We start from the raw sequence: 24,678 nt of genomic DNA, 5'->3' as shown, positions 1-24,678 counted from the left end.
ATAATAATAGAATGACACAGAGCAAGATAGTTACTTAAAGGTGGTGCCACTTGGATGAAAAGTCCTTTTTCACGTTTTTTTGGAGGCGGAAGTAAAACAGAGCCTATTGTGAAAAATGAAGTAGAACAAGCAGAGGCGGCTCATGCAGCAGAAGAAGTTATAAAATTGCCTATTGATCAAATAGTACCTAACCGTTTTCAGCCACGTACTATTTTTGATGATGAGAAAATTGAAGAATTATCAAGAACCATCCATACACATGGTGTGATTCAGCCAATTGTTGTACGTAAAACATCAGAACATCAATATGAAATCATTGCTGGTGAGCGTCGTTATCGAGCGATGAAAAAATTACAATGGACAGAGGTTCCTGCTATTGTACGTAATTTAACGGATAAAGAAACAGCTTCTATAGCATTAATCGAAAACTTACAGCGTGAGGAGTTAACAGCAATTGAAGAAGCTGTAGCCTATCAAAAACTATTAGAGCTTCATGAGTTAACACAGGAAGCTCTAGCCCAACGACTTGGAAAAGGACAATCCACTGTAGCCAATAAATTACGATTATTGAGGCTGCCTGATGAAGTGCAACAAGCCATTTTAAAGCGTAAAATCTCTGAACGACATGCACGTGCATTAATCGCTATTAAAGACCAACCATTACAGCTAGAAATTTTACAACAAACGATTGATAATGATTGGAATGTTCGTCAACTAGAGGAGCAAATTCAAGCGATATTACACCCAGAAACAGATGAGCAGGAAGAAACACCAAAGAAAGCAAAGCCAAAGCGTAAGGCTATTAGTAAGGATGTACGAATTGCTTTAAATACGATTAAACAATCAGTAACAATGGTCACGAAAAGCGGTATTACAGTAAAAACAGAAGAAGAAGATACAGAAGAATACTATCAAATTACAGTAAAGATACCTAAAAAGAAAAAACTGTAATAAATTATTGTAAAAAAATAATTGAAAGTCTTGAGCGTTACAAAAATAAAAAAGACATCTCAGAAAGTTAATGGAGATGTCTTTTTTTGCATATATTCTTAATATTTTATACAACTCTTTTCTATTTTTTTGATAGAATGAGAGATAGAGAGCGGATTAAACAGTGATTTTACAAATGATTTGTCAAAGCAAACTTTGATAGATGAAAGCAGGTGCTTTTAAATGGGTAGAATTATAGCAATCGCCAATCAAAAGGGTGGCGTAGGTAAAACAACAACTTCAGTCAATTTAAGCGCTTGCCTAGCATACTTAGGTAAAAAAGTGCTATTGATCGATACTGATCCACAGGGAAATACAACAAGTGGGCTTGGTATCGATAAAGGAGAAATCCAGGGATGTATTTATGATGTGCTGATTGATGATGAAGATGTTGAAAATGTCATTCAAAAAACAAATGTAGGAAATTTATCAATCGTGCCAGCAACGATCTCGCTTGCAGGGGCTGAAATTGAATTGGTTTCTACAATTTCCAGAGAAGTGCGGTTAAAACATGCACTCCAAAATGTAAAAGAAGATTTTGATTATATTATTATTGATTGTCCACCGTCCTTAGGACTACTAACAATCAATGCTTTAACAGCTTCAGATGCGTTAATTATCCCTGTACAATGTGAATATTATGCGTTGGAGGGGTTAAGTCAATTGTTATCGACAGTTCGTCTTGTCCAAAAGCATTTGAATCAGCAGCTATATATTGATGGTGTGTTACTCACAATGCTGGATGCGCGGACAAATTTAGGCTTACAGGTTATTGATGAAGTAAAAAAATATTTCCAAGATAAAGTATATAAAACAATAATTCCTCGTAATGTGCGCTTAAGTGAAGCACCAAGTCATGGACAACCAATTATCACTTATGATGCAAAATCTAGAGGTGCAGAGGTTTATTTGGAGATGGCGAGGGAAGTGATTAAAAATGGCTAAAGGTTTAGGGAAAGGTATTGGTGCACTATTTCCGGGAGAGTCTTTAGAACAAAGTGGGCAAGTGGAAGAAATCCAATTAGATTGTATTGTTGCAAACCCATTTCAGCCTCGAAAAAATTTCGACGAGGAAACTTTACAGGAGTTAGCAGATTCCATTAAGGAACATGGTATTTTACAGCCTATTGCAGTAAGAAAAAAGGCACGTAAGTTTGAAATTGTTGCTGGTGAACGTCGCTATCGGGCATGCATAATAGCTGGATTAGAAGTTATCCCAGCCATTATTAAAGAGCTATCAGACGCACAAATGATGGAGCTAGCCATTTTAGAAAACCTTCAACGCGAAGATTTAACAGTTATTGAAGAAGCTGAAGCCTACCAAAGCTTAATGGAAAACTTGCATTTAACACAGGAAGAGCTTTCAAAACGCTTAGGTAAAAGTAGACCACATATAGCGAATCATGTTCGCCTACTTGCCTTGCCACAAGATGTGCGTCAAATGTTAAATGAGGGCATATTGTCAATGGGACAAGGACGTGCATTACTTGGCTTAAAAAATAAAAGAAGAATATCAGAAGTAGCGAATAAAGTTATTCAACAAGGTTTAAATGTACGTCAAGTGGAAATGTTAGTGCAAAACTTAAACGAAGAAGTTTCACGTGAAACAATTCCACCAAAGAAAAAGGATATTTTTGTTGCTGCTAAAGAAACACAATTACGTGATTACTTTGGAACAAATGTTCAAATCAAAAAAACAAATAATAAAGGGAAAATTGAAATTGAATTTTACTCTGAAGATGATTTAGAGCGTATTTTGGAAATATTAAATTTACAGGAACAAGAATAACTATTTTTATAATTTCATTAGAGCGCCAAGCAAGCAGGCGCTCTCTATTTTTTAGAGAGAAGGAAGGCTTTAGAGTGGTATTACTGGGAGCATTAATTAATGCAGGACTAATTGTAGTAGGTGCATTAATAGGGCGCATTTTCAAAAATATTCCTGAATCAATGAAGTCTACTGTCTTGTCCATTATTGGTTTAGCGGTAGCATTATTAGGAATAAAAATGGGCTTTGAAAGCGATAATTTTATTATACTAGTAGTAAGTTTAGTGGTAGGTACAGTAGTAGGTGAATGGTTAGATTTAGATCGGCAAATGAATCGTCTTGGTAAATGGGTAGAATCATTATTTCGTAGTACAAAACGCAATACACAAAATCAAATTAGTATAGCAGAAGGCTTTGTAACAGCCTCATTAATATTTGTAGTAGGTTCGATGGCCATTATCGGTGCACTCGATAGTGGTCTTCGTAATGATCACAATGTACTAATTACAAAAGGCTTAATAGATGGATTTACTTCCATTATTTTAGCCTCTACATTAGGCATAGGTGTACTACTATCCGCAGTACCAGTTTTAGTTTATCAAGGGCTTATAGCATTGTTTGCAGGTGTTATTAGTGTATTTATTCCTGATGCTGCCTTACAAATGTTTATTACAGAAATGACAGCTGTAGGTGGTGTAATGATTATGGCTATTGGGTTAAATATAGCAGGCTTAACGAAGATCAAGGCTGCTAACCTCCTGCCGGGTATTATCGTTGTTGGAATCATGGTCGCTGTCTTCTACATTTTTCAATGAATACCGATGAGCAGCTAATAATAAAGCTCTTGCCAGCTTTTCAGCCATTGCATAAGAAATATGAAGTCTTGTATTTTGTAACACAAGCATCTCCATAAAGCCTCCAATATTGACGATTCCTTTTACAGAAATGTCACCAATTGGAGGTAATTCTTTTTTTACTGCCTTTCCAGGGAAAATTGGTCCACTTTGTACTGAAATATGTCCAACGTTCTCTTCACTGCCAAGACAGGCATCAATCGCAATAATGAATGGTTTTGTAGTATGATTGTGTAGCTGTTGCATAGTAGTACCTAAATTTAAAGCATGTAGTGGGTTATCTAAAGACCCTATAACTTCATACGGAAAGCTAACAGACTTTTTTAGGAAGCTGCCTGTTAATGGTCCAAGTGTATCACCTGTACAGCGATCACTGCCAATACAACAAAAAATTAATCGTTCATGTTGGAATGGTATATGCTCTAAAAATAATGTGCTTAATTGCCAAACAGCATTTTTGCTTTCATGATGAAGGGAATAAGGTAATAATAAATTTGGTATAGTATTCATAAAAAAACTCACTTTCTTATTAATTTTAGAAGTGCTTAATTTTTATGCAGTATACACAAATTTTTAACATGTTATTCAAGAGGTGGTAATAATGGAAGAGAGTAAGAAATTAGTGGATAGATACTGGGATAAGCTAACATCTCAGGCATTATGGGAAAAGGTTATTGATGCATCCATTGAAATTATTATAATTTTATTAATATCATGGCTAGCTGTAAGATTAGGGAAAAAGTTTATTAATAAAGTATTTTTAATGCGTATGCGTTCACCATTAAACCATTCAGAGCGTCGTCAGCGTACAATTGCAAGATTGTTGCAAAGTGTCATTTCCTATGCTGTTTATTTCTCAGCGATTATTGGTATTCTTTCTTCATTAGAAATTAAAGTTGCTGGGCTATTAGCTGGTGCTGGGATTGTTGGTTTAGCAATAGGTTTTGGTGCTCAAAGCTTAGTAAAAGATGTTATTACAGGATTTTTTATTATTTTTGAAGACCAATTTGGTGTAGGTGATTATATAAAGATTAATGCGGCAGAAGGAACAGTTACAGAAATAGGCTTACGAACAACAAAGATTAATGGTGTAACAGGAGAACAGTTTATTATCCCAAATGGTGCAATTGGAGAAGTAGTTAACTATTCGATAAACAACTCTAAAATATTTATAGACTTAGAAATAATGACTGATGCAGATTTTGATAAGGCTGAGAGTATTATTCAAAATTACTTAAAAACATTGCCAGATAACCATAAAGAGCTTGTAGGGGTACCAGTATTTTTAGGTGTACAAAATGTAAAAGGAAAAGAAGTAACTATCCGTATTTCTGTAGAAACTTTACCACAGCAACAATATGGTATTGCACGTATTATTCGACGTGATATTACAAAGCTTTTTGAAGAAAATCATATTCCAATGGCTTATCCAAAAGTGATGTTCTTTGGTAAAGAATAGGGGGAAGTAACTAATATGGAAGCAAAAAAATTTGGCTTAAATGATATTGTTGAAATGAAAAAACAACATCCATGTGGCACAAATAGATGGAAAATCATTCGGATGGGGGCAGATGTGCGTATTAAATGTGAGGGCTGTCAGCATAGTGTAATGATTCCACGCCGTGAATTTGAGAAAAAGCTGAAAAAGGTATTGCTATCTGCTAGCGAAGCTTAATATTAGGCATATTAGACTTTTTAGAAGCGAATCAATATAATAGATAAGGTTATAGAAGAGAAAATTGAAACCGATTAGTAGAAAGGTTGTGTCCATTCATGGCATTAACAGCTGGAATCGTTGGTTTACCTAACGTTGGAAAATCAACATTATTTAACGCAATTACAAAAGCGGGCGCATTGGCTGCAAATTACCCATTCGCAACGATTGATCCAAATGTTGGCATTGTTGAAGTACCAGATGCACGCTTAGATAAATTAACAGAATTAGTTGTACCGAAAAAAACTGTACCAACTGCATTTGAATTTACAGATATCGCAGGAATCGTAAAAGGTGCTTCTCAAGGTGAAGGATTAGGCAATAAATTTCTAGCCCATATTCGTGAAGTAGATGCAATTTGTCAGGTTGTACGTTGCTTTGAAGATGAAAATATTACACACGTATCAGGTGCAGTGAATCCAATTGATGATATTGAGGTTATTAATTTAGAGCTTGCACTTGCAGACTTAGAATCCGTAGATAAACGCTTACAACGTGTTAGCAAAATGGCAAAGCAAAAAGATAAAGAAGCGATGGCTGAAGAGCCAGTGTTGCTAAAAATTAAAGAGCAATTAGAAAATGGTCGTCCAGCACGTGCTGCCGAATTATCAGAAGATGAACTAAAGGTTATTAAAGGTCTTCATTTACTAACAATTAAACCAATGCTATATGTAGCAAATGTTTCTGAGGATGAGGTAGCAGATGCTGATAGCAATGAGTATGTTCAACAGGTGCGTGAATATGCAACTGCTGAAGGTGCCCAAGTGATTACAATTTGTGCAAAAATCGAAGAAGAGATTTCTGAGCTTGACGATGAAGAAAAAGCGATGTTCTTAGAGGAACTAGGTATTAAAGAATCAGGTTTAGATCAATTAATTCGTACATCTTATGATTTATTAGGCTTAGCCACATACTTCACAGCAGGGGTGCAGGAGGTGCGTGCATGGACGTTCCGTAAAGGAATGAAGGCACCACAATGTGCGGGGATTATTCATACAGACTTCGAGCGTGGCTTTATTCGCGCTGAAACAGTTTCATTTGATGATTTGTTAGAGGCAGGCTCTCAGGCAGCAGCAAAAGAGGCAGGGAAAGTACGTCTTGAAGGGAAAGATTACGAAGTTCAAGATGGCGATATTATGCTATTCCGCTTTAATGTATAAACGGTATAAAACAACTTAAAAAGCCTATTATTTTAAATTTAAGCATTATAAAAATTCGCGTTGCTTTCTGCAGGTAAGACACGAGGTATATTAGTGATATATGTTATCTACTAGCTTTCGTACTCTTCCTACAGTAGCTATGCGGATTTTTATTTATAGTATAGTGTGGAGGCGGTTAAGGAATGGATGCAGTGCAAATAAAGGAACGTGGATTAGAATTTGAGCAGCTAGGAAAGCTACCACAGGATGTATTAGATTTTATTTATGAGCAGCAATTGTTTAAAATATTTACAGCAAAAGAGTTAGGCGGTAAAGATTTAGACTTACTAGAGGGTATCAAGATATTTCAGCAAATGTCTGCGCTTGACGGTAATTTTGGCTGGCTTATTACAATTGGTACAGGCGGCAATGCATTTATTCCAGCATTCAACAAAGATATTTGTGAAAACATCTATACACCTAAAAATGCTGTAATAGCAGGTAGTGGTTATCCAACGGGTATCGCTGTTAAAGCAGATAACGGCTACTATGTAACAGGACAGTGGAAATATTGCAGTGGTGCTGATTATGCCACAACCTTTACAATGAATTGCGTTGTCGAGCAGGATGGTGTGAAAACAGAGAATATTATTAGCTGTTCAATGGATCGTCAGCATGTTGAGGTTTTAAATGATTGGCGTGCAATGGGGCTAAAGGCTACAGCAAGCCATACAATTCGTGTTAACCATATATGGGTGCCACATGAGGCAACCTTCCAATTAGGAACGATTAAAAATAATTATGGTAATTTAGTACATAGTTTTCCATTTGCTACTTTTGCAGAGGCATCTTTTTTAAGTGTTTGCTTAGGTATAACAGAAAATTTCTTAGAGGAATCACTTCATTTAATAAAGCAACGACAGCATGATGCTAGCCGAATTGAACGTATTGGTGCATTACAATTTTTAGTGATACAGCAGCAGAAGCATTTTAAACAATATGAAGAGCAGTTCTATACAATGCTATCGACATACTGGCAAAAGCATCAGCAAGGTAGTCAATTAACAGAGGAAGAACTATTGCAGTTTACACAAATGACTAAGAAGATTGCTGCAGCTTGTGTGGAGATCGCAAATAATTTAGTACGTAGCTTAGGAATGGACGCTATTACCGAAACAGCTACGATTAATCGCATTTGGCGCAATTTATATACAGCAGCACAGCATGGATTTTTAACACCGTAAGGAAAAATAGGCTGTTAAGGGAAGAACTGCTTTTCTAACAGCCTATTTTTGGCTAAGGAAGATATACATATAGCTTTGGCAAATGTGGGTCATCCTGTATAAGCGCATCTTTCGGATATTTACGTAATTCTTTATACATAGCAAAATCACCTACAGCTCCTGCTATTAAAAAGGCGCCAACCAATATTAAAACGGTGCTGTTACAATAAAACCCAATGATAGTTGGTAGGACACCAGTTGTCCAAAATGGTAATAATAAAGCCTTTTTCATAGCATGATTAGGGAGCGGCTGATTAGTTGTTGCATAGGCAATACCAAGCTTTAAATTTATACCATAGTTTAAAGATTTATAAGGCACCTTCCCAAAAATCATAAAGCCGATTAAATGAAACGCTTCATGCAGAACAATAAAAACAATATATAAAATAGCGAATAATGCTATACCACCAATCATCGCCCAAATAGAAAAATAAAAATCCTTCAAGCAAATGTATTGAATAGCTGTAAATAATAGTACAAGCCCAACTGTTACCACAATATTATCCATCATTAATTTTTTTAAATTGACTTCAATAATAATCGGTTCTCTGTCTGGTAGCATAAATGCTCTCCTTTCTTCTATCCATTATATAAAATGAATTATTACTTTGCGACTTGAAAGACTACTATCTATATGTTACAATTCATTGATGTGAGTAATAATTAATTACTTGCTCCTTGCTCCCTTATTAATAGGAGAGCCTAAGTCCATAAGGAGGTGTAAACAGATGAGAAAATATGAATTAATGTACATCGTACGTCCAAACATTGAAGACGAAGCGAAGAAAGCTTTAGTTGAACGTTTCAACGAAATCTTAACTTCTAACGGTGCAGAAGTCATCGAAGCGAAAGAGTGGGGCAAACGTCGCCTAGCTTATGAAATTCAAGACTTCCGCGAAGGTTACTACCAAATCGTAAAAGTAAACGCTCCTTCAGAAGCAATTAACGAGTATACACGTCTTGCTAACATCAGCGAAGACATCATTCGCCACATTGCAGTTCGTGAAGAAGCTTAATTATTTATTTTTTAACAAAACGCTGAAAAGGAGGTTGTATTCTGATGATAAACCGTGTCGTATTAGTTGGAAGACTAACAAAAGACCCTGAGCTACGTTATACACCAAATGGAATTGCGTCTACAAGATTTACAGTTGCTGTCAATCGTACATTCTCAAACCAACAGGGTGAGCGTGAAGCTGATTTCATTAGTTGTGTTGCATGGCGAAAACAGGCTGAAAGCCTAGCGAACTTTATGCGAAAAGGAAGTTTGATTGGAGTTGAAGGTCGTATCCAAACAGGCAGCTATGAAGGACAGGACGGTAAACGAGTATACACAACAGATGTTGTAGCGGATAGCGTACAGTTTTTAGAACCCCGCAATAGTGGTGGTGCGCCTGCTCCTCAATACGGTGCTGGACAAACTTACGGTAATAACCAATCACCATACGGTGGTGGTCAACCACAACAACAATTTGGTGGTGCTATGCCAGGACAAGGTTCTTATGGCGGCGATACGTATCAACAAAATCAACCACCAATGAATCAGCAAAATTATACACGTGTAGATGAGGACCCATTTGCGAATAGCAAAGGGCCAATCGAAGTATCTGAGGATGATCTTCCATTCTAATACTTCTAAATCATAAAAAAAGATAAGGAGGAGACACACTATGGCACCACGTCGCGGAGGCCGCAAACGCCGTAAAGTTTGCTACTTCACTGCTAATAACATTACGCATATCGACTATAAAGATGTGGATTTATTAAAAAAATTCATCTCTGAGCGCGGTAAAATTTTACCACGTCGCGTAACTGGCACTAGCGCTAAGTACCAACGTAAATTAACTTCAGCTATTAAAGTATCTCGTATCATGGGATTACTTCCATTCGTAGCAGAAGATAAATAAGATTGATGACGCTAAGGTAATGACCTTACATCAACTTTAAATACCAGCATATGACGATATTTTTATCGGAGTATGCTGGTTTTTTTATTATTATTTAAGCTACTTTTCATAAGCTAAGTGTGTTTTGTTCAATGCTATAAAAAATGGTACAATAAAGGGTAGTAAGTTTGACTGAAAAAAGGAAGGTTTTCAATGCCGAATAATCAAACAAAAGCGCTTGTACAAGGCTCAATGATGGTTGCAATTTTTACAATTTTAATGCTTATTTCTGCATATGTACCATTTATCTTTATAGTAGCTTTATTGTTTGCTCCACTACCAATTGCTTGGTATAGCGCAAATTACAAGCGTTCCGCATCAATACTTGTAGCAGTAGTAGGCTGTATTTTAACAACGATTACAAGTGGCATTACGATGTTGCCATTTGCCTTTATGTTAGGGCTAGTAGGTATTGTAATGGGGAGCGCAATTTATCAAAAGAAAAGTAAGCTTTATTTATTTTTATCAACAGGAATCGCTAATTTAATTTCTATGGCAATTATTTATATGGCATATGTCAAAATTGCCGGTATTGATTTTATTAGCATGAGCTTAGAGATGGTTCGTGAAAATTACGAGCAATCGAATGAATTTGCTAAAAATGTTACAGGTCAAGTAGCTATTACACCTGAACAATTAGAAGCCATGTTTAATACAATTGAATTAACAATGCCAGCAACAATTACAATTTCAGCATTTTTTGTGGCGTTTCTTATTATAACGTTAAATTTACCAGCTTTAAAACGACTTGGTGTAGACGTTCCAAAATTTGCTCCATTTCAAAATATGCGATTACCACGCTCTATTTTATGGTATTACATGATTATTTTATGTATTAATTTATTTATGCGCCCAGAGGCTGGCTCTACACTAGATATTATTGTCTTAAACGTTTCTTATGTTTTATGGATGTTGCTTATTTTACAGGGGATATCTTTTATCCATTACTTTATTGCTAAAAAGGGCATGCCGAATGGGGTTAAATGGGTGGCTACCTTATTAGCTATTCCGCTATCCTCCTTTATTATCTTATTAGGTATTATTGACTTAGGCTTTGACGTACGTTCACTTGTAAAGGGGAAGACTAAAGAATAAGGGGATGATTGTAATGGGGACTTTTAGAAAACGACCAATTCGCTATCCGCTTTTTATTCTTTCCATTTTTGGCATTGTGACGTTCGCACTTCTATGTATATGGAATTTTGGGATAGGTATCGGTTATGGGGTAGGCTTTACGCTGTTAATGGCCTATGCATGGAAGGTGGAGCAAATTGTTTTTCTAGAAACGGAAAAGCATATTGAATCCATTTCTTTCCGTATGAAAAAAGTCGGAGAAGAGGCATTGCTCGAAATGCCAATCGGAATATTGCTCGTGAATGAGCAATATGAAATTGAATGGTCGAATCCGTATATGCAAGGTGTTTTAAAGAAGGAAACATTAGTAGGAGAAGGCATTGTTGATATATCGGACGACATTTATGTATTAATGAAAACTGAAGAAAAAAATGAAGCAACAATTACATTACATGATCGTAAATATCGAGTGTACTATAAAAGAGAAGAGCGATTACTGTATTTCTTCGATATAACAGAGCAAGTTGCTATAGAAAAGCAATATTATGCAGACCGTACAGTTATTGCTATTCTATTTGTTGATAACTATGATGAAATTACACAAGCGATGGATGATCAGCTACGTAGCCTAACGAATACATTGGTTACATCAATTGTGAATGAATGGGCTGCAGAGCATGGTGTATTTGTCAAACGAATATCATCCGATCGTTTTTTAGCTGTATTAAACGAATCTATTTTAACAGAATTAGAAAAGAAAAAATTTGCTATTTTAGATACGATTCGAGAAAAAACAGCGCAAAAGAATTTATCTTTAACACTTAGTATAGGTGTTGGTGTAGGTTCCTCCTCATTGGTGGAGCTTGGTGAATTGGCACAGTCCAGCCTAGACCTTGTATTAGGGCGCGGGGGCGACCAAGTAGCAATCAAGCAACCAACAGGTAAGCTTAAATTTTATGGTGGGAAAACAAATCCAGTTGAGAAACGTACACGTGTAAGAGCGCGCGTTATTTCACATGCATTACGTGATTTAATTCAGGATAGTGACCAAGTGTTTATTATGGGACATAAAAATCCTGATATGGACTCTATTGGCGCATCTGTAGGTGTACGTAAAATGGCACAAATGAACGATGTAAAAGGCTATGTTATTATTAATTTCGATGAGTTAAATGGCAGCGTTACACGTTTAATGGATGAAATTGAGCGTAAGTCAGATTTCTATGAGCATTTCCTAACACCAGAGGAAGCAGCAGGGAAAATGACCGAAAAGTCATTGCTTGTTATTGTTGATACACATAAGCCTGACTTAGTGATTGATGCACATTTATTGAAAATAGCTGAAAAGGTTGTTGTGATTGACCACCATCGCCGTAGTGAGGACTTTATTGAAAATCCAACACTTGTTTACATGGAGCCATATGCTTCGTCTACGGCTGAGCTTGTAACTGAGTTGCTGGAATATCAGCCGAAGCGTGCAAAAATTAATATGCTAGAGGCTACTGCATTGCTAGCAGGGATTATTGTTGATACAAAAAGTTTTACACTGCGTACAGGCGCACGTACATTTGAGGCAGCGTCATATTTACGTACAAATGGTGCAGATACCGTGCTTGTACAGAGGCTTTTAAAAGAGGATATAGATACTTATATTGAGCGCTCAAAAATTGTGCAAACTGTTCGGTTTATAAAACCGGGAATAGCTGTGGCTGTAGGTGAGGAATCAAAAATATATGATTCAGTCCTAATTGCACAAACAGCAGATATTCTATTGACAATGAAGGATGTTGGCGCCTCCTTTGTGATTGCACATCGAGCAGACGGCAAAATTGGCATAAGTGCACGATCATTGGGTGAGGTAAATGTACAGCTTATTATGGAAAGGCTTGGCGGTGGTGGACATTTAACAAATGCAGCATGCCAAATAGATGAAAAATCCATAGATAGTGTGAAAAAATATTTAGAAGAAGCTATAAATGAGGTCTTTGAAGGGAGTTATGACGAATGAAAGTAGTATTTTTAAAGGATGTTAAAGGTAAAGGCAAAAAAGGTGAAATTAAAAATGTAGCTGATGGCTATGCACAAAACTTTTTAATAAAAAATGGCTATGCAGCAGAGGCGAATGCTCAAGCATTAAGCCAATTAGAAGGGCAAAAAAAATTAGCGGAAAAAAATGCGGCGGCTGAATTAGCAGAAGCTCAAGCATTAAAAGCAAAAATAGAAGCTTTAACAGTAGAGCTAAAGGCAAAATCAGGTGAAGGTGGACGCTTATTTGGCTCCGTATCTACAAAGCAAATTGCAGAAGCTTTACAAAAGGTACATGGCATTAAAATTGATAAACGTAAAATGACTTTAAATGATGGAATTCGTGCACTAGGCTTTACAAATGTTCCTGTTAAACTACACCAAGAAGTGACAGCTACATTAAAAGTACATGTAACAGAAGAATAAGGAGCGACGATGCATGAGCGAACCGATGATAGACCGCGTTCCACCGCATAACCGCGAGGCGGAGCAATCGGTTATCGGTGCTATTTTCCTTGAGCCTCAAGCACTTATTACAGCATCTGAAATTTTATTAGCAGATGATTTTTATATCAATGCACATAAAATGATTTTCGAAACGATGCTACGCTTGAGCGACCAAGGAAAGGCGATAGATGTTGTAACAGTTACGGAAGAATTATCAGCTAAAAAGGAACTTGAGGATGTTGGCGGGCTATCTTATTTATTAGAGCTCGCCAATGCTGTCCCTACAGCTGCAAACGTTGCCCATTATGCCAAAATCGTTGAAGAAAAGGCACTATTACGTCGCTTAATTCGTGTAGCTACTAAAATTGTGGAGGATGGCTACACACGTGAGGACGAGGTAGAGGCATTACTAGGTGAAGCAGAAAAGAAAATGATGGAGGTTGCCAATCGCAAAAATGCGGGCGACTTTAAGCATGTGAAAGATGTACTTGTGGAAACCTTTGATAATATTGAACAGCTTCAATCACAGAAGGGAGAAGTAACAGGTATACCAACAGGCTTCCGTGATTTAGATAATATTACTGCTGGCTTTCAACGCAATGACTTAATTATTGTAGCAGCGCGTCCATCTGTAGGGAAAACAGCCTTTGCCTTGAATGTGGCGCAAAGTGTTGCCGTACAAGCACGTGAAAATGTGGCAATCTTTTCTTTAGAGATGGGAGCTGAGCAGCTTGTTATGCGTATGCTTTGTGCAGAAGGAAATATTGATGCCCAAGTTTTACGTACAGGTGCTTTAACTACAGAAGATTGGGGTAAACTAACAATGGCAATGGGTAGTTTATCGAATTCAGGGATTTTTATTGATGATACACCAGGTGTACGTATCAATGAAATTCGTGCCAAATGTCGACGTTTAGCACAGGAGCATGGGCTTGGTATGATTTTAATCGATTATTTACAGCTTATTCAAGGTAGTGGTAAGCCAGGGGAAAACCGTCAGCAAGAGGTATCTGAGATTTCACGTTCATTAAAAGGCTTAGCACGTGAATTAAAGGTTCCTGTTATTGCATTATCACAGCTATCCCGTGGCGTTGAGCAACGTCAGGATAAACGGCCAATGATGAGTGATTTACGTGAATCAGGAAGTATTGAGCAAGATGCTGATATTGTTGCCTTTTTATATCGTGATGACTACTATGATAAAGAATCCGAGAATAAAAATATGATTGAAATTATTATTGCAAAACAACGTAATGGCCCAACAGGCACTGTTACCCTTGCATTTAAAAAGGAATTCAATAAATTCATCAATGTGGACTGGTCGCAAATGCCGCCACCACCACCTCGTGATTAATGTATTATGTGTGAATTCTATTATTTCCCATTAATCTAAATGCTCGATAATATTTATATCACATGGTTATTAAACACGAACGTTGAATCAGAAATTTTGATTTTATGTTCGTGTTTTTAACTGTTTTTTATTGACGAGGTGTTTCTATCATTGTTACAATGATTTAGGCTTGAAAATTGAGATACACAGGTATCTAACGGAGGTGCTGATTATGACATCAGTTGTAGTTGTAGGAACGCAATGGGGAGATGAAGGAAAAGGTAAAATTACAGATTTCCTATCACAAAAAGCAGATGCAATTGCGCGTTTTGCAGGCGGAGATAATGCAGGGCATACTATTAAATTTGACGGTGAAACATATAAATTACACTTAATTCCATCAGGTATTTTCTATAAAGATAAAACTTCAGTAATCGGTAATGGTTTAGTTGTGAATCCAAAATCATTAGTTACGGAGCTTAAAGGCTTACAAGAGCGTGGTATTAACACAGATAATCTACGTATTTCTAATCGTGCACATGTTATTTTGCCTTACCATATTAAGCAGGATATTGCGGATGAAGAAAGTCGTGGGGAAAATAAAATCGGTACAACTTGTAAAGGGATTGGGCCTTGCTATCAAGACAAAGTAGCACGTATCGGTATCCGTATGGCTGATTTACTTGATAAGGAAATTTTTGAAGAAAAACTACGTCATAATTTAGCGATTAAAAATAAATTATTTGAGAAATTCTATGAAGTTGAAGGTATGACATTCGAGGAAATGTTCGAGGAATACTACGGCTATGGGCAAGAAATTGCAAAATATGTGACAGATACATCTAAAATTTTAAATGATATTCTTGATGAGGGCGGTAAAGTATTATTTGAAGGAGCACAAGGTGTTTTACTTGATGTCGACCAAGGCACGTATCCATTTGTTACATCCTCAAACCCTGTTGCAGGTGGTGTAGCAATTGGTGCTGGCGTTGGTCCATCACGAGTAACAAACGTTATTGGTGTATCCAAAGCCTATACATCTCGTGTAGGTGATGGTCCATTCCCAACAGAATTATTTGATGAAGTGGGTCAGCAAATTCGTGAAGTTGGTCGAGAATATGGTACAACAACAGGTCGTCCACGCCGTGTAGGATGGTTTGATACAGTAGTTGTTCGCCATTCACGCCGTGTTAGTGGTATTACACATCTTGCACTTAACTCTATTGATGTTTTATCTGGCTTAGACACTGTTAAAATTTGCACAGCCTATAACTATAAAGGCGAAACGATTACAGAATATCCAGCAAATCTTCATATTATTGAACAATGTGAGCCGATTTATGAGGAGCTTCCAGGCTGGTCAGAGGATGTTACAGGCTGCCGAACTTTAGAAGAGCTGCCTGAAAATGCACGTCGCTATGTAGAGCGTGTTAGTGAATTAACAGGTATTCAAATTGCTACTTTCTCAGTTGGACCTGCTCGTGAGCAAACAAATGTATTAGTAGACGTTTGGGAAGCATAATGAAATAGAAAAATAGGTGTGCCATACAAGGTACACCCATTTTTTAATGAATATCCTTTTTCTTAAAGCGACCGCCCTTTACCTCTGCAATATTACCAATTGCTAAAAAGGCATTATCGTCAATCTCTGCAACAATTGATTTTAGCTTCGATTCTTCTAAACGAGTAATAACAGTAAAAATAACCTTTTTATCATTCCCCGTATAAGCACCTTCACCATGCAGGAAAGTGACACCACGTCCAAGTCGATCCATAATAGTTTGTCCAATTTCATCAATCTCATCACTGATAATATAAACAGATTTTGATTCTTCCAGTCCTTGAATAACAATATCAATCATTTTATAGGCAATATAATATGCGAGAATGGAGTACATCGCTTGCTCCCAAGTAAAAATAAATCCAGCAACAGTAAAAATAGCAATATTGAAGAACATAATAATTTCTCCAACTGAAAATGGTGTCTTGCTATTAAATAAAATGGCTAATATTTCAGTTCCATCCAATGAACCGCCATAACGAATAACAATACCAACACCAATTCCTAAAATCATACCTCCAAAAACTGTTGCCAATAGAGTATCTTTAGTAAATGGATGCAAGCTATGTAAAGCAAGTGTTGCTGCCGAGAGTACGGTAATACCAAGTCCTGTAGAAAGTGCGAAGGTTTTACCGATTTGTTTATAGCCTAAATAAATAAAAGGTAAGTTTAAAATGAAGATGAAAATACCGAGGGGTAAATTTAGTAGATGTGCTGTAATAATCGAAACACCCACGATGCCACCATCCATAATTTGATTAGGTACTAAAAATAGCTCCAGCCCTAATGCCATAATGATAGCACCTAGTGATACCATAATAATTCTTGCAAAAATTCTCTGCATGTTATTTTTCTGATGCTTCAACATTTTTGTTGTATGCCCAGAGGTTTGTGAATCACTCAATTTAATCGCTCCAATCCAATAGTATCTTTCTTCTATATTTTATCGAAATATTAGAAAAGTGGAAGTATTAAGGCAAAATTCATGTGAAAAAAATAATAGATTAGTGTACTAAGGGCTTAGTTTTTTTTCGACAAATAACACTTTTATGATGAAGTAACAACTATTTATTAATGGAAAGGTATCTTATAAAGCCCAATAGGTACTTTTAATACACCTCCTATTATGGTAATAAATTGCTATGTAACAATTCATCAATAAATAATACATTTATATTACAAAAGAATGAAATCATTTAAACAGTATTTTCTTTATGGTACATTATAAGGGTGCAAAAATTCCTTGTGGGTAAATCATCCTATCTCAAGGTGAAATTGGAAGGGGCTTTATTGATGAATTCGTTTTGGCATAAAAAAGAAGAAAGCAATAGATTCACTGACAATTTTTCTTCTTTTAAAAAAGTGTCGATCATTACAATGCTAATGACAAGCTTAACGTTTAATATGGGGTTTGTAAAAGAGCCTGCTAAAGAAAATTTAAATAAAATCTTCCATGTTTATGTGGGAAAAGAATATATTGGTGCTGTATCTGATGAAACAGCTGTTCAACAAATGATTGCATCTAAAGAACAAGAGGCAAGTCAAAAATTTGAAGAATTATCGATTGATGCAAGCTCAGCTGTTAAAATAATTCCAGAGCAAGTATTTACAAATGAAACAAAAGATACAGAAACCTTATCAAAGCTTGAGCAGTCTTTAGAAGTTAAATCTGACGCTTTTACATTATTAGTAGATCATAAGCCAGTAGTTTCTTTAAAGGATACAGAGGCATATGAAAAAGTGGTTCGCATGCTAAAGCTACAATATGCTTCGCAGCAAGAATTAGATAAATTACAGCAAAATCAGCAATCTGCTAATAATGTACCAGAATTACAACCTAATGAGTCAAGCTTGCTAAATGTTTCTTTTAAGCAAGGCGTTTCAGGGCTATCAGAAAAGGTAGCACCATCCAAAATTGTAACACCTGAGCAGGCAGTTAAATATTTAATGACAGGCTATCTTGAGCAAGAATCCTACCAAATTCAAGCAGGTGATGTATTAGGATCAGTTGCCAAAAAGCATAATTTAACAACAGCTGAACTATTAGCATTAAATCCTGATCTTACAGTTGATACGGTTTTACAAATTGGACAAACATTAAATGTAACAGTCGCAAAACCATTTGTAACACTTGAGGTTAAAAAGGCAAAAAAGGTAGCAGATGTCATTCCATTTAAAACAGTAGTAGAAGAAGACCCTGCAATGTATAAAGGTGAAAAAGTAGTGAAGCAAGAGGGTGCTAATGGCAAAAAGGAAACAATCTATGCATTAACATCTGAAAATGGTACACAAACATCCAAAGCAGTATTGGAAGAAAAAGTGATTCAAGAGCCAGTTGATCAAATTGAAGTAGTGGGAACAAAAGTCATTTCTTCACGCGGAACAGGTGAATTTGTATGGCCAGCAGTTGGAGGCTATGTTTCAAGTGGTATGGGTGAGCGCTGGGGAGAATTCCACCGTGGAATTGATATCGCTCGTCCAAGCAACTACAATATTTTAGCAGCTGATAATGGCGTAGTTGTGGCAGCTGGTGTATCTGGTAGCTATGGTAATCGCATTGTCATTAATCATAATAATGGCTATACAACACTTTATGGACATCTATCTTCAATCAATGTTTCGGTAGGACAAGTAGTGGAAAAAGGCTCAGTAATTGGTATTATGGGTTCTACTGGCTATTCAACAGGTACACATTTACACTTTGAAATTGAAAAGAATGGTTCATTAGAAAATCCTTTATCCTATGTAGGTCGATAAGTATATTGAATAGAGGGCAGTCCGAAATAATGGACTGTCCTTTTTCTATTATTTCCCGAGAAATATTTGTTGAAATATAGCTTATAATGTCACAGTATTAGAGAGATAGCACTTCGATTAATGCACAGAACTTAAAAGCATGATAGAGTTAAGGGTAGTGAATTTACAAATACAGCTTATTGAATATAGATAGAAAACGAAAGGGAGAGAATGTATGAATAAAACAATATTAGTTGTTGATGATGAGAAACCAATTGCAGATATTTTGCAATTTAATTTAATAAAAGAAGGTTATAAAGTAATTTGTGCTTATGATGGTGATGAGGCACTAAAGATGGTTGAGGAGGAGCAGCCTGATTTAATGCTGTTAGATATTATGCTGCCAAAGCGTGATGGAATGGAAGTTTGTAGAGAGGTGCGCAAAAAATACGACTTCCCTATTATTATGTTAACAGCAAAAGGCTCTGAGATTGATAAAGTATTAGGCTTAGAAATGGGTGCTGATGACTATGTTACAAAGCCCTTTAGTACGCGTGAGCTAATTGCACGTGTAAAGGCAAATATGCGTCGTTTACAAGTAGTGGCTCCTGCAGCAGAGGAAGCAGAGGAAGAATCCAATGAGATTGTAGTAGGCTCTCTTGTTATTCAGCCAGATGCTTATTTGGTGATGAAGCGTGATGAAGCCATTGAACTAACACATCGAGAGTTTGAGTTATTACATTATTTAGGAAAACATATTGGTCAAGTAATGACGCGTGAGCATCTATTGCAAACAGTATGGGGCTATGACTATTTTGGTGATGTTCGAACGGTTGATGTGACAATTCGCCGTTTACGAGAAAAAATTGAGGATAATCCTAGTCATCCAGCTTGGATTGTGACACGACGTGGTGTAGGTTATTATTTACGAAATCCTGAACAGGAGTAAAATGCATGCAAAAAGTAAGCTTCTTTAAATCCATTCATGTTAAATTAGTGCTGATTTATATTTTATTAATATTGCTTGCTTTACAAATTATCGGTATCTATTTCGCTCGCCAATTGGAACAAAATTTAAAGAGCAACTTCCAAGATTCCATTTTTCAGCGTGTTGATTTGATGGAATATAGTATTCGCGAAGAAATTTTAAAGGAACGCGATGAAAGCATGCCTAGGCTGGAGGAAAGTCTAAAGTCCATTGTGACAGAGTTTTCTACAGGGCTAAGGGATGTTTCAAATGGCGATATTTTAGAAATTCGTGTTATTGATGAAAGACAACGTATATTGGCGACATCTGAGCCTGAAAATCAAAATTTGATTGGGCAACGCTCTAACACAGACCTTGTACGTCGGGCAATATCAGCAGAAGCACTCTTTGATATTATTAAATTGGATAATCAAACAAGGAATCGAGTATGGGTATTAGCAAACCCGATTCGAGCTGGTGCAGGACCTGATGATGAAATTATTGGTGTTCTTTATATTGAGGCGAATATTGAATCGGTTTTTGAACAAATGAATGATATTAATCGTATCTTCCTTGCTGGTACAGCTATGTCCTTAGTAATTACGGTCTTTTTAGGTATTTTAGTTGCACGTACAATTACACAGCCAATTGCTGATATGCGAAAGCAAGCACAGGCGATGGCGAAGGGGAACTACTCTCGAAAGGTACGAGTATACGGCACAGATGAAATAGGACAGCTCGCAATTACCTTTAACCATTTAACAAATCGTTTACAGGAGGCTCAATCTACAACAGAGGCTGAGCGACGTAAGCTAGATTCGGTTTTGACTAATATGACAGATGGCGTTATTGCAACAGATCGTAAGGGGCGCATTATTTTAATTAATGACCCTGCATTGGAATTATTGCATATTTCAAGAGATATTACATTAGGTCGTCCCATTGCTTCTGTTTTAGGGATTGATCAGGAATATAGTTTTGAAGATTTAATCCATATGCATGATGCTGTTAACCTAAATTTTAGTACAGCAGATGCACCTTATATTTTACGTGCCAATTTCTCTGTTATTCAAAAGGAAACAGGGTTTATTAATGGTCTTATTACAGTGCTGCATGATATTACAGAGCAGGAAAAGATAGAAATGGATCGTCGCGAATTTGTATCGAATGTTTCGCATGAGCTAAGAACACCATTAACAACAATGCGTAGTTATTTAGAGGCATTGGCAGATGGTGCATGGAAAGATGAAAATATCGCACCTACTTTTTTACATGTTACACAAACAGAAACAGAGCGTATGATTCGCTTAGTTAATGATTTATTGCAATTATCACGAATGGATAGTGCAGATTATGAATTAAATAAGGATATTGTCTTATTTAATTCCTTCTTTAATCGCATTATTGATCGTTTTGAGATGTCTAAAACCGATAAAGTGCATTTTGAACGTCTATTCCCTGAAACACCATTTTATGTAGATATTGATACAGATAAGGTGACACAGGTTATTGATAATATTATTTCAAATGCTATTAAGTATTCGCCTGACGGTGGCAATATTCGCTTTGGTTTTACAGGACAAGGAGATACATTGAAGGTTATGATTTCAGATGATGGTATGGGGATTCCAAAGGAAAATGTAGGTCGGATTTTTGATCGTTTCTATCGTGTTGACCGTGCTCGTGCCCGTTCCATGGGAGGGACAGGCTTAGGCTTGGCTATTGCGCGGGAAATGATTGAGGCACATGGCGGTAAAATTTGGGCTGAAAGTGAGGAAGGTCAAGGGACAACAATTTTCTTCACATTACCATATGATGCAGATGAATTTAGTGAGGCAGGTGAGTGGGAATGAGATATATAGAGCCAGTTAAATCTGTTGTGTTATTTCTACTTGTTATGCTAAGCGTTGTATTAACCTTTTTAATTTGGACCTATACACCTGACTATAAATATATTGAAAAAAATGAGGGGAAAGAAATTTTAATTAAACCTCAAAAGGATATGGAGGATATTATTCGTCCATATAAGGCAGTTTATCGCTTTGATGAGAAATTTACAGGTACTGTATCTAACACGACGATGAAAGAGATTATGCAAACATTTAAAGGCTGGAATGTTCTTGATTTAGTGCCTATTAACAATAGTCTTTCATCAAATTATGTCAATGAAATTATCCGTGCAGATAAGCGTATGACGATATTTTTTACAGGTGAGGTACCATTCTCAGCCTTTAATACAATTTTTCAATTTACAGATAAGACCTTACCTGAAACTACTTTTAATCGTATGATTATTGATTGGAGTAATTATGATAATAAAGAGCTAACACTTTATTATATTAGTAATAATAATCAATCGTTATTTCGTTCGCATGTCAGCATTCCAAATATGAATCAATTTATGCAAGAGATTATTGAGCCTGCTAAAAAATTTGAGGCATTTAAAGAAATAGAGCGAGGTAGTTATACATCACTTTATCTTGCTGATACTAAAAATGAATCTGTCAAATATACGTACTATATTGAAGATATTACGCCAGAGCTATTTAAAAATGTGCTATTTCCCGATGCCAATATTGTGCAACGAAATGTTGAAAGTGCAACCTCTGAAAAGTATACAGATGGGATGTCATTAATGACATTGGATACAAACTTGAAATCGTTGAATTATGTGTATCCTGCTGCTGAAAGTAGTATAAGAGTCGAACCATCCAAATTAATAAAGGATAGTTTTGAATTTATTAATGAGCACGGAGGATTTACTGCTGACTTTCGATATGTGTCAGCTGGAGCCAATAAAAATCAAATCGATTATCAATTTTATTTGCAGGGCTTACCGGTTTACAGTAACCATGTGATTACAAGAATGACAACAATTTGGGGGGACGGCCGAATCTTCCACTATAAGCGTCCATACTTTTCTTTAGATATGGATATTCCATTTGAAAAGGAAATTATAGAGCTACCATCTGGTACAGAAGTTATAGAGCTTATTAAAGATTCGAACAGTATTGTGTTATCGGATATTGATGAAATTGTGCGAGGCTATAATTTAATTACACAAAACCAAGAATTAAATATATTTACATTTGAGCCGTGTTGGTTTGTTATTCGTAAAGGGACATGGATAAAGCTGACGCCTGAAGTATTAGGAGGTGTCAAAAATGGATTGGAGTAAAACAAAATCTATTTTTATCCTTGTGTTTTTAATTTTAAATATCTCCCTCTATTTGCTTTACTTAAATCGCTATAATGAAGCGAAAGACATTGAAGTACCTGGTGAAAGAACAATAGAAGCACGATTAAAGGATGATAATATTACGTATGGCACATTACCAAATAATATCGAATCGGCTTCTTATATTTCAGCGCAAGTACATAAATTCACAGAAGCTGAATTTAGCGATACAAATCAACAAATCGAAATTCTGGATGATAATACAAAAGTTCATGCCATTTTCATAAAGCCTGTGAAGCTACGAAATGTAAGTGATAATACGAGCTTTACAGATTTTGCTCTTGCTAATATAAATGAAGGGGCATCCTATGCCTTATGGAAAATAGATCATGAGGAACGAACCGCAATTTTTTTCCAAAAAACAAATAATCGAATGTTTTATTATAATGGATCATTAAAGATAAAATGGAATCCAAACAATGAAGTTATAATGTATGAGCAAACAATGATTGATAATATTGAGGAAATGGAGCAGCAGGAAAGTGTCATTCCACCACTGCAAATTATTCAAACGTTGTATGCCAAGGGAACATTAAAGTCAGAGTCACAAATTACGCAAATGAAGTTGGGTTACTCAACACTTGTGAAATTAACACGTACACAAGTATTGGTACCCACATGGGAAGTACAGGTCAAGCTAGCAGATGACACAATAGAGGAGTATTTTGTCAATGCAGTTGAAGGGAAAGTTATCGAAATTAATGGGGACAATCAAGAGATTGAAGAAGACAACGACTGGGGAGTTGAATAATGCGATTTAGTGTTTTAGCAAGTGGCAGTACAGGCAATTCGATTTATGTAGAAAATGATGATCATGCCTTTATCGTTGATGCTGGTCTTAGTGGGAAAAAGATGGAACAGCTTTTTACAAAAATCGACCGTAATATGAAGCAGCTTAGCGGTATTTTTGTTACACATGAGCATAGCGATCATATTAAAGGTATTGGTGTATTGGCACGCAAATATAATGTACCTATTTATGCAAATGCCAAGACATGGCAGGCTATGGATGGGCTTGTAGGGGATATTCCTATAGAACAGCGCTTTGAATTTGAAATGGATACTGTTAAGCACTTTGGTTCATTAGCTGTGGAATCCTTTGCCGTATCACACGATGCAGCCGACCCTATGTTCTATACTTTCCATGAAAATAATCGCAAGCTTGTTATTATCACGGATACAGGTTATGTTAGTGACCGTATGAAGGGGATTATCCGTGGTGCAGACTCCTTTGTTTTTGAAAGCAATCATGATATCAACATGCTACAAATGGGACGCTATCCATGGTCTATTAAACGCCGCATTTTAAGCGATGTAGGACATGTATCGAATGAGGATGCAGCCATTGCAATGAGTGAGGTTGTATTTGAGAAGCCTACAAATATTTATCTTTCCCACTTAAGTAAGGATAATAATATGAAGGAGCTTGCACGCATGAGTGTTTCCCAAACCTTGCAATCTTGTGGCATAATTGTAGGTGAGTATATTCATCTTTTTGATACAGATGCAGAAGAACCAACAAAATTAGTCACGGTTTAAGCATCAGCTATTTAGGCAAAACTTGAAGCTGTTCAGTGCATTAAAAAAATGCATTGGGCAGCTA

25 protein-coding genes are annotated in these 24,678 nt (G+C 36.3%); 22 read left to right on the top strand and 3 right to left on the bottom strand.

Features of this window, described 5'->3' with window-relative positions; genetic code table 11:
• The first annotated feature begins 54 nt into the window (after positions 1-54).
• The 4 genes from noc (at position 55) to MHB42_RS20535 (ending at position 3,573) form a co-directional block, all read left to right on the top strand.
• Positions 55-951 (top strand): nucleoid occlusion protein, encoded by an 897-nt coding sequence (gene noc / locus MHB42_RS20550; RefSeq protein ID WP_340808490.1) that lies wholly within the window; start codon positions 55-57, stop codon positions 949-951.
• Between the two features lie 222 nt (positions 952-1,173).
• The gene (locus MHB42_RS20545; RefSeq protein WP_340808489.1) at positions 1,174-1,935 is read left to right on the top strand and encodes a ParA family protein; all 762 of its coding nucleotides are present in this window, start codon (positions 1,174-1,176) and stop codon (positions 1,933-1,935) included.
• Positions 1,928-2,779, top strand: a complete 852-nt coding sequence (locus MHB42_RS20540) for a ParB/RepB/Spo0J family partition protein (RefSeq protein ID WP_340808488.1) — start codon at positions 1,928-1,930, stop codon at positions 2,777-2,779. Before MHB42_RS20545 ends, MHB42_RS20540 begins: the two co-directional genes overlap by 8 nt.
• A gap of 74 nt (positions 2,780-2,853) precedes the next feature.
• Positions 2,854-3,573 carry a DUF554 domain-containing protein gene (locus tag MHB42_RS20535; protein ID WP_340808487.1) on the top strand — a complete coding sequence of 240 codons (720 nt, stop codon included), beginning with the start codon at positions 2,854-2,856 and terminating at the stop codon, positions 3,571-3,573.
• On the opposite strand, the gene yyaC is transcribed toward MHB42_RS20535, so the two are convergent.
• Positions 3,490-4,122, bottom strand: coding sequence for a spore protease YyaC (gene yyaC / locus MHB42_RS20530; protein ID WP_340808486.1), 633 nt, complete (start codon positions 4,120-4,122; stop codon positions 3,490-3,492). The two genes, MHB42_RS20535 and yyaC, sit on opposite strands and share 84 nt — an antisense overlap.
• Positions 4,123-4,213: 91 nt before the next feature.
• Here yyaC and MHB42_RS20525 point away from each other — a divergent pair, with 91 nt between their 5' ends.
• The 4 genes from MHB42_RS20525 (at position 4,214) to MHB42_RS20510 (ending at position 7,709) form a co-directional block, all read left to right on the top strand.
• Positions 4,214-5,071: a mechanosensitive ion channel family protein gene (locus MHB42_RS20525; RefSeq protein WP_340808485.1), complete on the top strand. Its 858-nt coding sequence runs from the start codon at positions 4,214-4,216 to the stop codon at positions 5,069-5,071.
• A 15-nt stretch (positions 5,072-5,086) separates the two neighbouring features.
• Positions 5,087-5,287 carry a DUF951 domain-containing protein gene (locus MHB42_RS20520; RefSeq protein ID WP_340808484.1) on the top strand — a complete coding sequence of 67 codons (201 nt, stop codon included), beginning with the start codon at positions 5,087-5,089 and terminating at the stop codon, positions 5,285-5,287.
• A gap of 98 nt (positions 5,288-5,385) precedes the next feature.
• The gene (ychF, locus tag MHB42_RS20515; protein WP_340808483.1) at positions 5,386-6,486 is read left to right on the top strand and encodes a redox-regulated ATPase YchF; all 1,101 of its coding nucleotides are present in this window, start codon (positions 5,386-5,388) and stop codon (positions 6,484-6,486) included.
• A gap of 182 nt (positions 6,487-6,668) precedes the next feature.
• Positions 6,669-7,709: an acyl-CoA dehydrogenase gene (locus MHB42_RS20510; protein WP_340808482.1), complete on the top strand. Its 1,041-nt coding sequence runs from the start codon at positions 6,669-6,671 to the stop codon at positions 7,707-7,709.
• A gap of 52 nt (positions 7,710-7,761) precedes the next feature.
• Here MHB42_RS20510 and MHB42_RS20505 read toward each other — a convergent pair whose 3' ends face one another.
• Positions 7,762-8,310: a DUF3267 domain-containing protein gene (locus MHB42_RS20505; protein ID WP_340808481.1), complete on the bottom strand. Its 549-nt coding sequence runs from the start codon at positions 8,308-8,310 to the stop codon at positions 7,762-7,764.
• A 166-nt stretch (positions 8,311-8,476) separates the two neighbouring features.
• On the opposite strand from MHB42_RS20505, the gene rpsF reads away from it, so the two are divergent.
• The 8 genes from rpsF (at position 8,477) to MHB42_RS20465 (ending at position 16,095) form a co-directional block, all read left to right on the top strand.
• A complete protein-coding gene (gene rpsF / locus MHB42_RS20500) occupies positions 8,477-8,764 on the top strand; it encodes a 30S ribosomal protein S6 (protein WP_340808480.1) in 288 nt (95 codons plus the stop codon).
• 44 nt (positions 8,765-8,808) lie between these two features.
• On the top strand, positions 8,809-9,378 hold the full coding sequence (ssb, locus tag MHB42_RS20495; RefSeq protein WP_340808479.1) for a single-stranded DNA-binding protein: 570 nt from the start codon (positions 8,809-8,811) through the stop codon (positions 9,376-9,378).
• Positions 9,379-9,418: 40 nt separating this feature from the next.
• The gene (gene rpsR / locus MHB42_RS20490; RefSeq protein WP_012296211.1) at positions 9,419-9,655 is read left to right on the top strand and encodes a 30S ribosomal protein S18; all 237 of its coding nucleotides are present in this window, start codon (positions 9,419-9,421) and stop codon (positions 9,653-9,655) included.
• A 192-nt stretch (positions 9,656-9,847) separates the two neighbouring features.
• A complete protein-coding gene (locus MHB42_RS20485; RefSeq protein WP_340808478.1) occupies positions 9,848-10,789 on the top strand; it encodes a YybS family protein in 942 nt (313 codons plus the stop codon).
• Between the two features lie 13 nt (positions 10,790-10,802).
• Positions 10,803-12,776 carry a DHH family phosphoesterase gene (locus tag MHB42_RS20480; protein ID WP_340808477.1) on the top strand — a complete coding sequence of 658 codons (1,974 nt, stop codon included), beginning with the start codon at positions 10,803-10,805 and terminating at the stop codon, positions 12,774-12,776.
• Positions 12,773-13,219 carry a 50S ribosomal protein L9 gene (rplI, locus tag MHB42_RS20475; protein WP_340808476.1) on the top strand — a complete coding sequence of 149 codons (447 nt, stop codon included), beginning with the start codon at positions 12,773-12,775 and terminating at the stop codon, positions 13,217-13,219. The genes MHB42_RS20480 and rplI overlap by 4 nt, the downstream gene beginning before the upstream one ends.
• Before the next feature lie 13 nt (positions 13,220-13,232).
• Positions 13,233-14,594, top strand: a complete 1,362-nt coding sequence (gene dnaB, locus MHB42_RS20470) for a replicative DNA helicase (RefSeq protein WP_340808475.1) — start codon at positions 13,233-13,235, stop codon at positions 14,592-14,594.
• 211 nt (positions 14,595-14,805) lie between these two features.
• Positions 14,806-16,095, top strand: coding sequence for an adenylosuccinate synthase (locus MHB42_RS20465; RefSeq protein ID WP_340808474.1), 1,290 nt, complete (start codon positions 14,806-14,808; stop codon positions 16,093-16,095).
• Between the two features lie 43 nt (positions 16,096-16,138).
• Here MHB42_RS20465 and MHB42_RS20460 read toward each other — a convergent pair whose 3' ends face one another.
• Positions 16,139-17,002, bottom strand: a complete 864-nt coding sequence (locus MHB42_RS20460) for a YitT family protein (protein ID WP_340808652.1) — start codon at positions 17,000-17,002, stop codon at positions 16,139-16,141.
• 425 nt (positions 17,003-17,427) lie between these two features.
• Between MHB42_RS20460 and MHB42_RS20455 the strand changes: the two genes are divergently transcribed.
• From MHB42_RS20455 to MHB42_RS20430, 6 genes are all read left to right on the top strand, one after another.
• Positions 17,428-18,891, top strand: a complete 1,464-nt coding sequence (locus MHB42_RS20455; protein WP_340808473.1) for a M23 family metallopeptidase — start codon at positions 17,428-17,430, stop codon at positions 18,889-18,891.
• Positions 18,892-19,105: 214 nt separating this feature from the next.
• A complete protein-coding gene (yycF, locus tag MHB42_RS20450; protein WP_340808472.1) occupies positions 19,106-19,819 on the top strand; it encodes a response regulator YycF in 714 nt (237 codons plus the stop codon).
• A 5-nt stretch (positions 19,820-19,824) separates the two neighbouring features.
• The gene (gene walK, locus MHB42_RS20445) at positions 19,825-21,690 is read left to right on the top strand and encodes a cell wall metabolism sensor histidine kinase WalK (protein ID WP_340808471.1); all 1,866 of its coding nucleotides are present in this window, start codon (positions 19,825-19,827) and stop codon (positions 21,688-21,690) included.
• Positions 21,687-23,015, top strand: coding sequence for a YycH family regulatory protein (locus MHB42_RS20440; RefSeq protein ID WP_340808470.1), 1,329 nt, complete (start codon positions 21,687-21,689; stop codon positions 23,013-23,015). Before walK ends, MHB42_RS20440 begins: the two co-directional genes overlap by 4 nt.
• Positions 23,002-23,826, top strand: a complete 825-nt coding sequence (locus MHB42_RS20435) for a two-component system regulatory protein YycI (RefSeq protein WP_340808469.1) — start codon at positions 23,002-23,004, stop codon at positions 23,824-23,826. The genes MHB42_RS20440 and MHB42_RS20435 overlap by 14 nt, the downstream gene beginning before the upstream one ends.
• A complete protein-coding gene (locus tag MHB42_RS20430; protein WP_340808468.1) occupies positions 23,826-24,614 on the top strand; it encodes an MBL fold metallo-hydrolase in 789 nt (262 codons plus the stop codon). Before MHB42_RS20435 ends, MHB42_RS20430 begins: the two co-directional genes overlap by 1 nt.
• The last annotated feature ends 64 nt before the right edge of the window (positions 24,615-24,678 follow it).

It is taken from the genome of Lysinibacillus sp. FSL K6-0232, from assembly GCF_038008325.1.
In the GTDB taxonomy this organism is placed as follows: Bacteria; Bacillota; Bacilli; order Bacillales_A; family Planococcaceae; genus Lysinibacillus.
Note: the sequence above shows the minus strand (reverse complement) of the source record. Positions and strands in the feature narration are given on the sequence as shown.

Excerpts from the sequence above, each read along its gene's own strand:
- noc (WP_340808490.1), top strand. The coding sequence starts at position 55 with ATGAAAAGTCCTTTTTCACGTTTTTTTGGAGGCGGAAGTAAAACAGAG.
- MHB42_RS20545 (WP_340808489.1), top strand. The coding sequence starts at position 1,174 with ATGGGTAGAATTATAGCAATCGCCAATCAAAAGGGTGGCGTAGGTAAA.
- MHB42_RS20540 (WP_340808488.1), top strand. The coding sequence starts at position 1,928 with ATGGCTAAAGGTTTAGGGAAAGGTATTGGTGCACTATTTCCGGGAGAG.
- yyaC (WP_340808486.1), bottom strand. The coding sequence starts at position 4,122 with ATGAATACTATACCAAATTTATTATTACCTTATTCCCTTCATCATGAA.
- MHB42_RS20525 (WP_340808485.1), top strand. The coding sequence starts at position 4,214 with ATGGAAGAGAGTAAGAAATTAGTGGATAGATACTGGGATAAGCTAACA.
- MHB42_RS20520 (WP_340808484.1), top strand. The coding sequence starts at position 5,087 with ATGGAAGCAAAAAAATTTGGCTTAAATGATATTGTTGAAATGAAAAAA.
- ychF (WP_340808483.1), top strand. The coding sequence starts at position 5,386 with ATGGCATTAACAGCTGGAATCGTTGGTTTACCTAACGTTGGAAAATCA.
- MHB42_RS20510 (WP_340808482.1), top strand. The coding sequence starts at position 6,669 with ATGGATGCAGTGCAAATAAAGGAACGTGGATTAGAATTTGAGCAGCTA.
- MHB42_RS20505 (WP_340808481.1), bottom strand. The coding sequence starts at position 8,310 with ATGCTACCAGACAGAGAACCGATTATTATTGAAGTCAATTTAAAAAAA.
- rpsF (WP_340808480.1), top strand. The coding sequence starts at position 8,477 with ATGAGAAAATATGAATTAATGTACATCGTACGTCCAAACATTGAAGAC.
- ssb (WP_340808479.1), top strand. The coding sequence starts at position 8,809 with ATGATAAACCGTGTCGTATTAGTTGGAAGACTAACAAAAGACCCTGAG.
- rpsR (WP_012296211.1), top strand. The coding sequence starts at position 9,419 with ATGGCACCACGTCGCGGAGGCCGCAAACGCCGTAAAGTTTGCTACTTC.
- MHB42_RS20485 (WP_340808478.1), top strand. The coding sequence starts at position 9,848 with ATGCCGAATAATCAAACAAAAGCGCTTGTACAAGGCTCAATGATGGTT.
- MHB42_RS20480 (WP_340808477.1), top strand. The coding sequence starts at position 10,803 with ATGGGGACTTTTAGAAAACGACCAATTCGCTATCCGCTTTTTATTCTT.
- rplI (WP_340808476.1), top strand. The coding sequence starts at position 12,773 with ATGAAAGTAGTATTTTTAAAGGATGTTAAAGGTAAAGGCAAAAAAGGT.
- dnaB (WP_340808475.1), top strand. The coding sequence starts at position 13,233 with ATGAGCGAACCGATGATAGACCGCGTTCCACCGCATAACCGCGAGGCG.
- MHB42_RS20465 (WP_340808474.1), top strand. The coding sequence starts at position 14,806 with ATGACATCAGTTGTAGTTGTAGGAACGCAATGGGGAGATGAAGGAAAA.
- MHB42_RS20460 (WP_340808652.1), bottom strand. The coding sequence starts at position 17,002 with ATGTTGAAGCATCAGAAAAATAACATGCAGAGAATTTTTGCAAGAATT.
- MHB42_RS20455 (WP_340808473.1), top strand. The coding sequence starts at position 17,428 with ATGAATTCGTTTTGGCATAAAAAAGAAGAAAGCAATAGATTCACTGAC.
- yycF (WP_340808472.1), top strand. The coding sequence starts at position 19,106 with ATGAATAAAACAATATTAGTTGTTGATGATGAGAAACCAATTGCAGAT.
- walK (WP_340808471.1), top strand. The coding sequence starts at position 19,825 with ATGCAAAAAGTAAGCTTCTTTAAATCCATTCATGTTAAATTAGTGCTG.
- MHB42_RS20440 (WP_340808470.1), top strand. The coding sequence starts at position 21,687 with ATGAGATATATAGAGCCAGTTAAATCTGTTGTGTTATTTCTACTTGTT.
- MHB42_RS20435 (WP_340808469.1), top strand. The coding sequence starts at position 23,002 with ATGGATTGGAGTAAAACAAAATCTATTTTTATCCTTGTGTTTTTAATT.
- MHB42_RS20430 (WP_340808468.1), top strand. The coding sequence starts at position 23,826 with ATGCGATTTAGTGTTTTAGCAAGTGGCAGTACAGGCAATTCGATTTAT.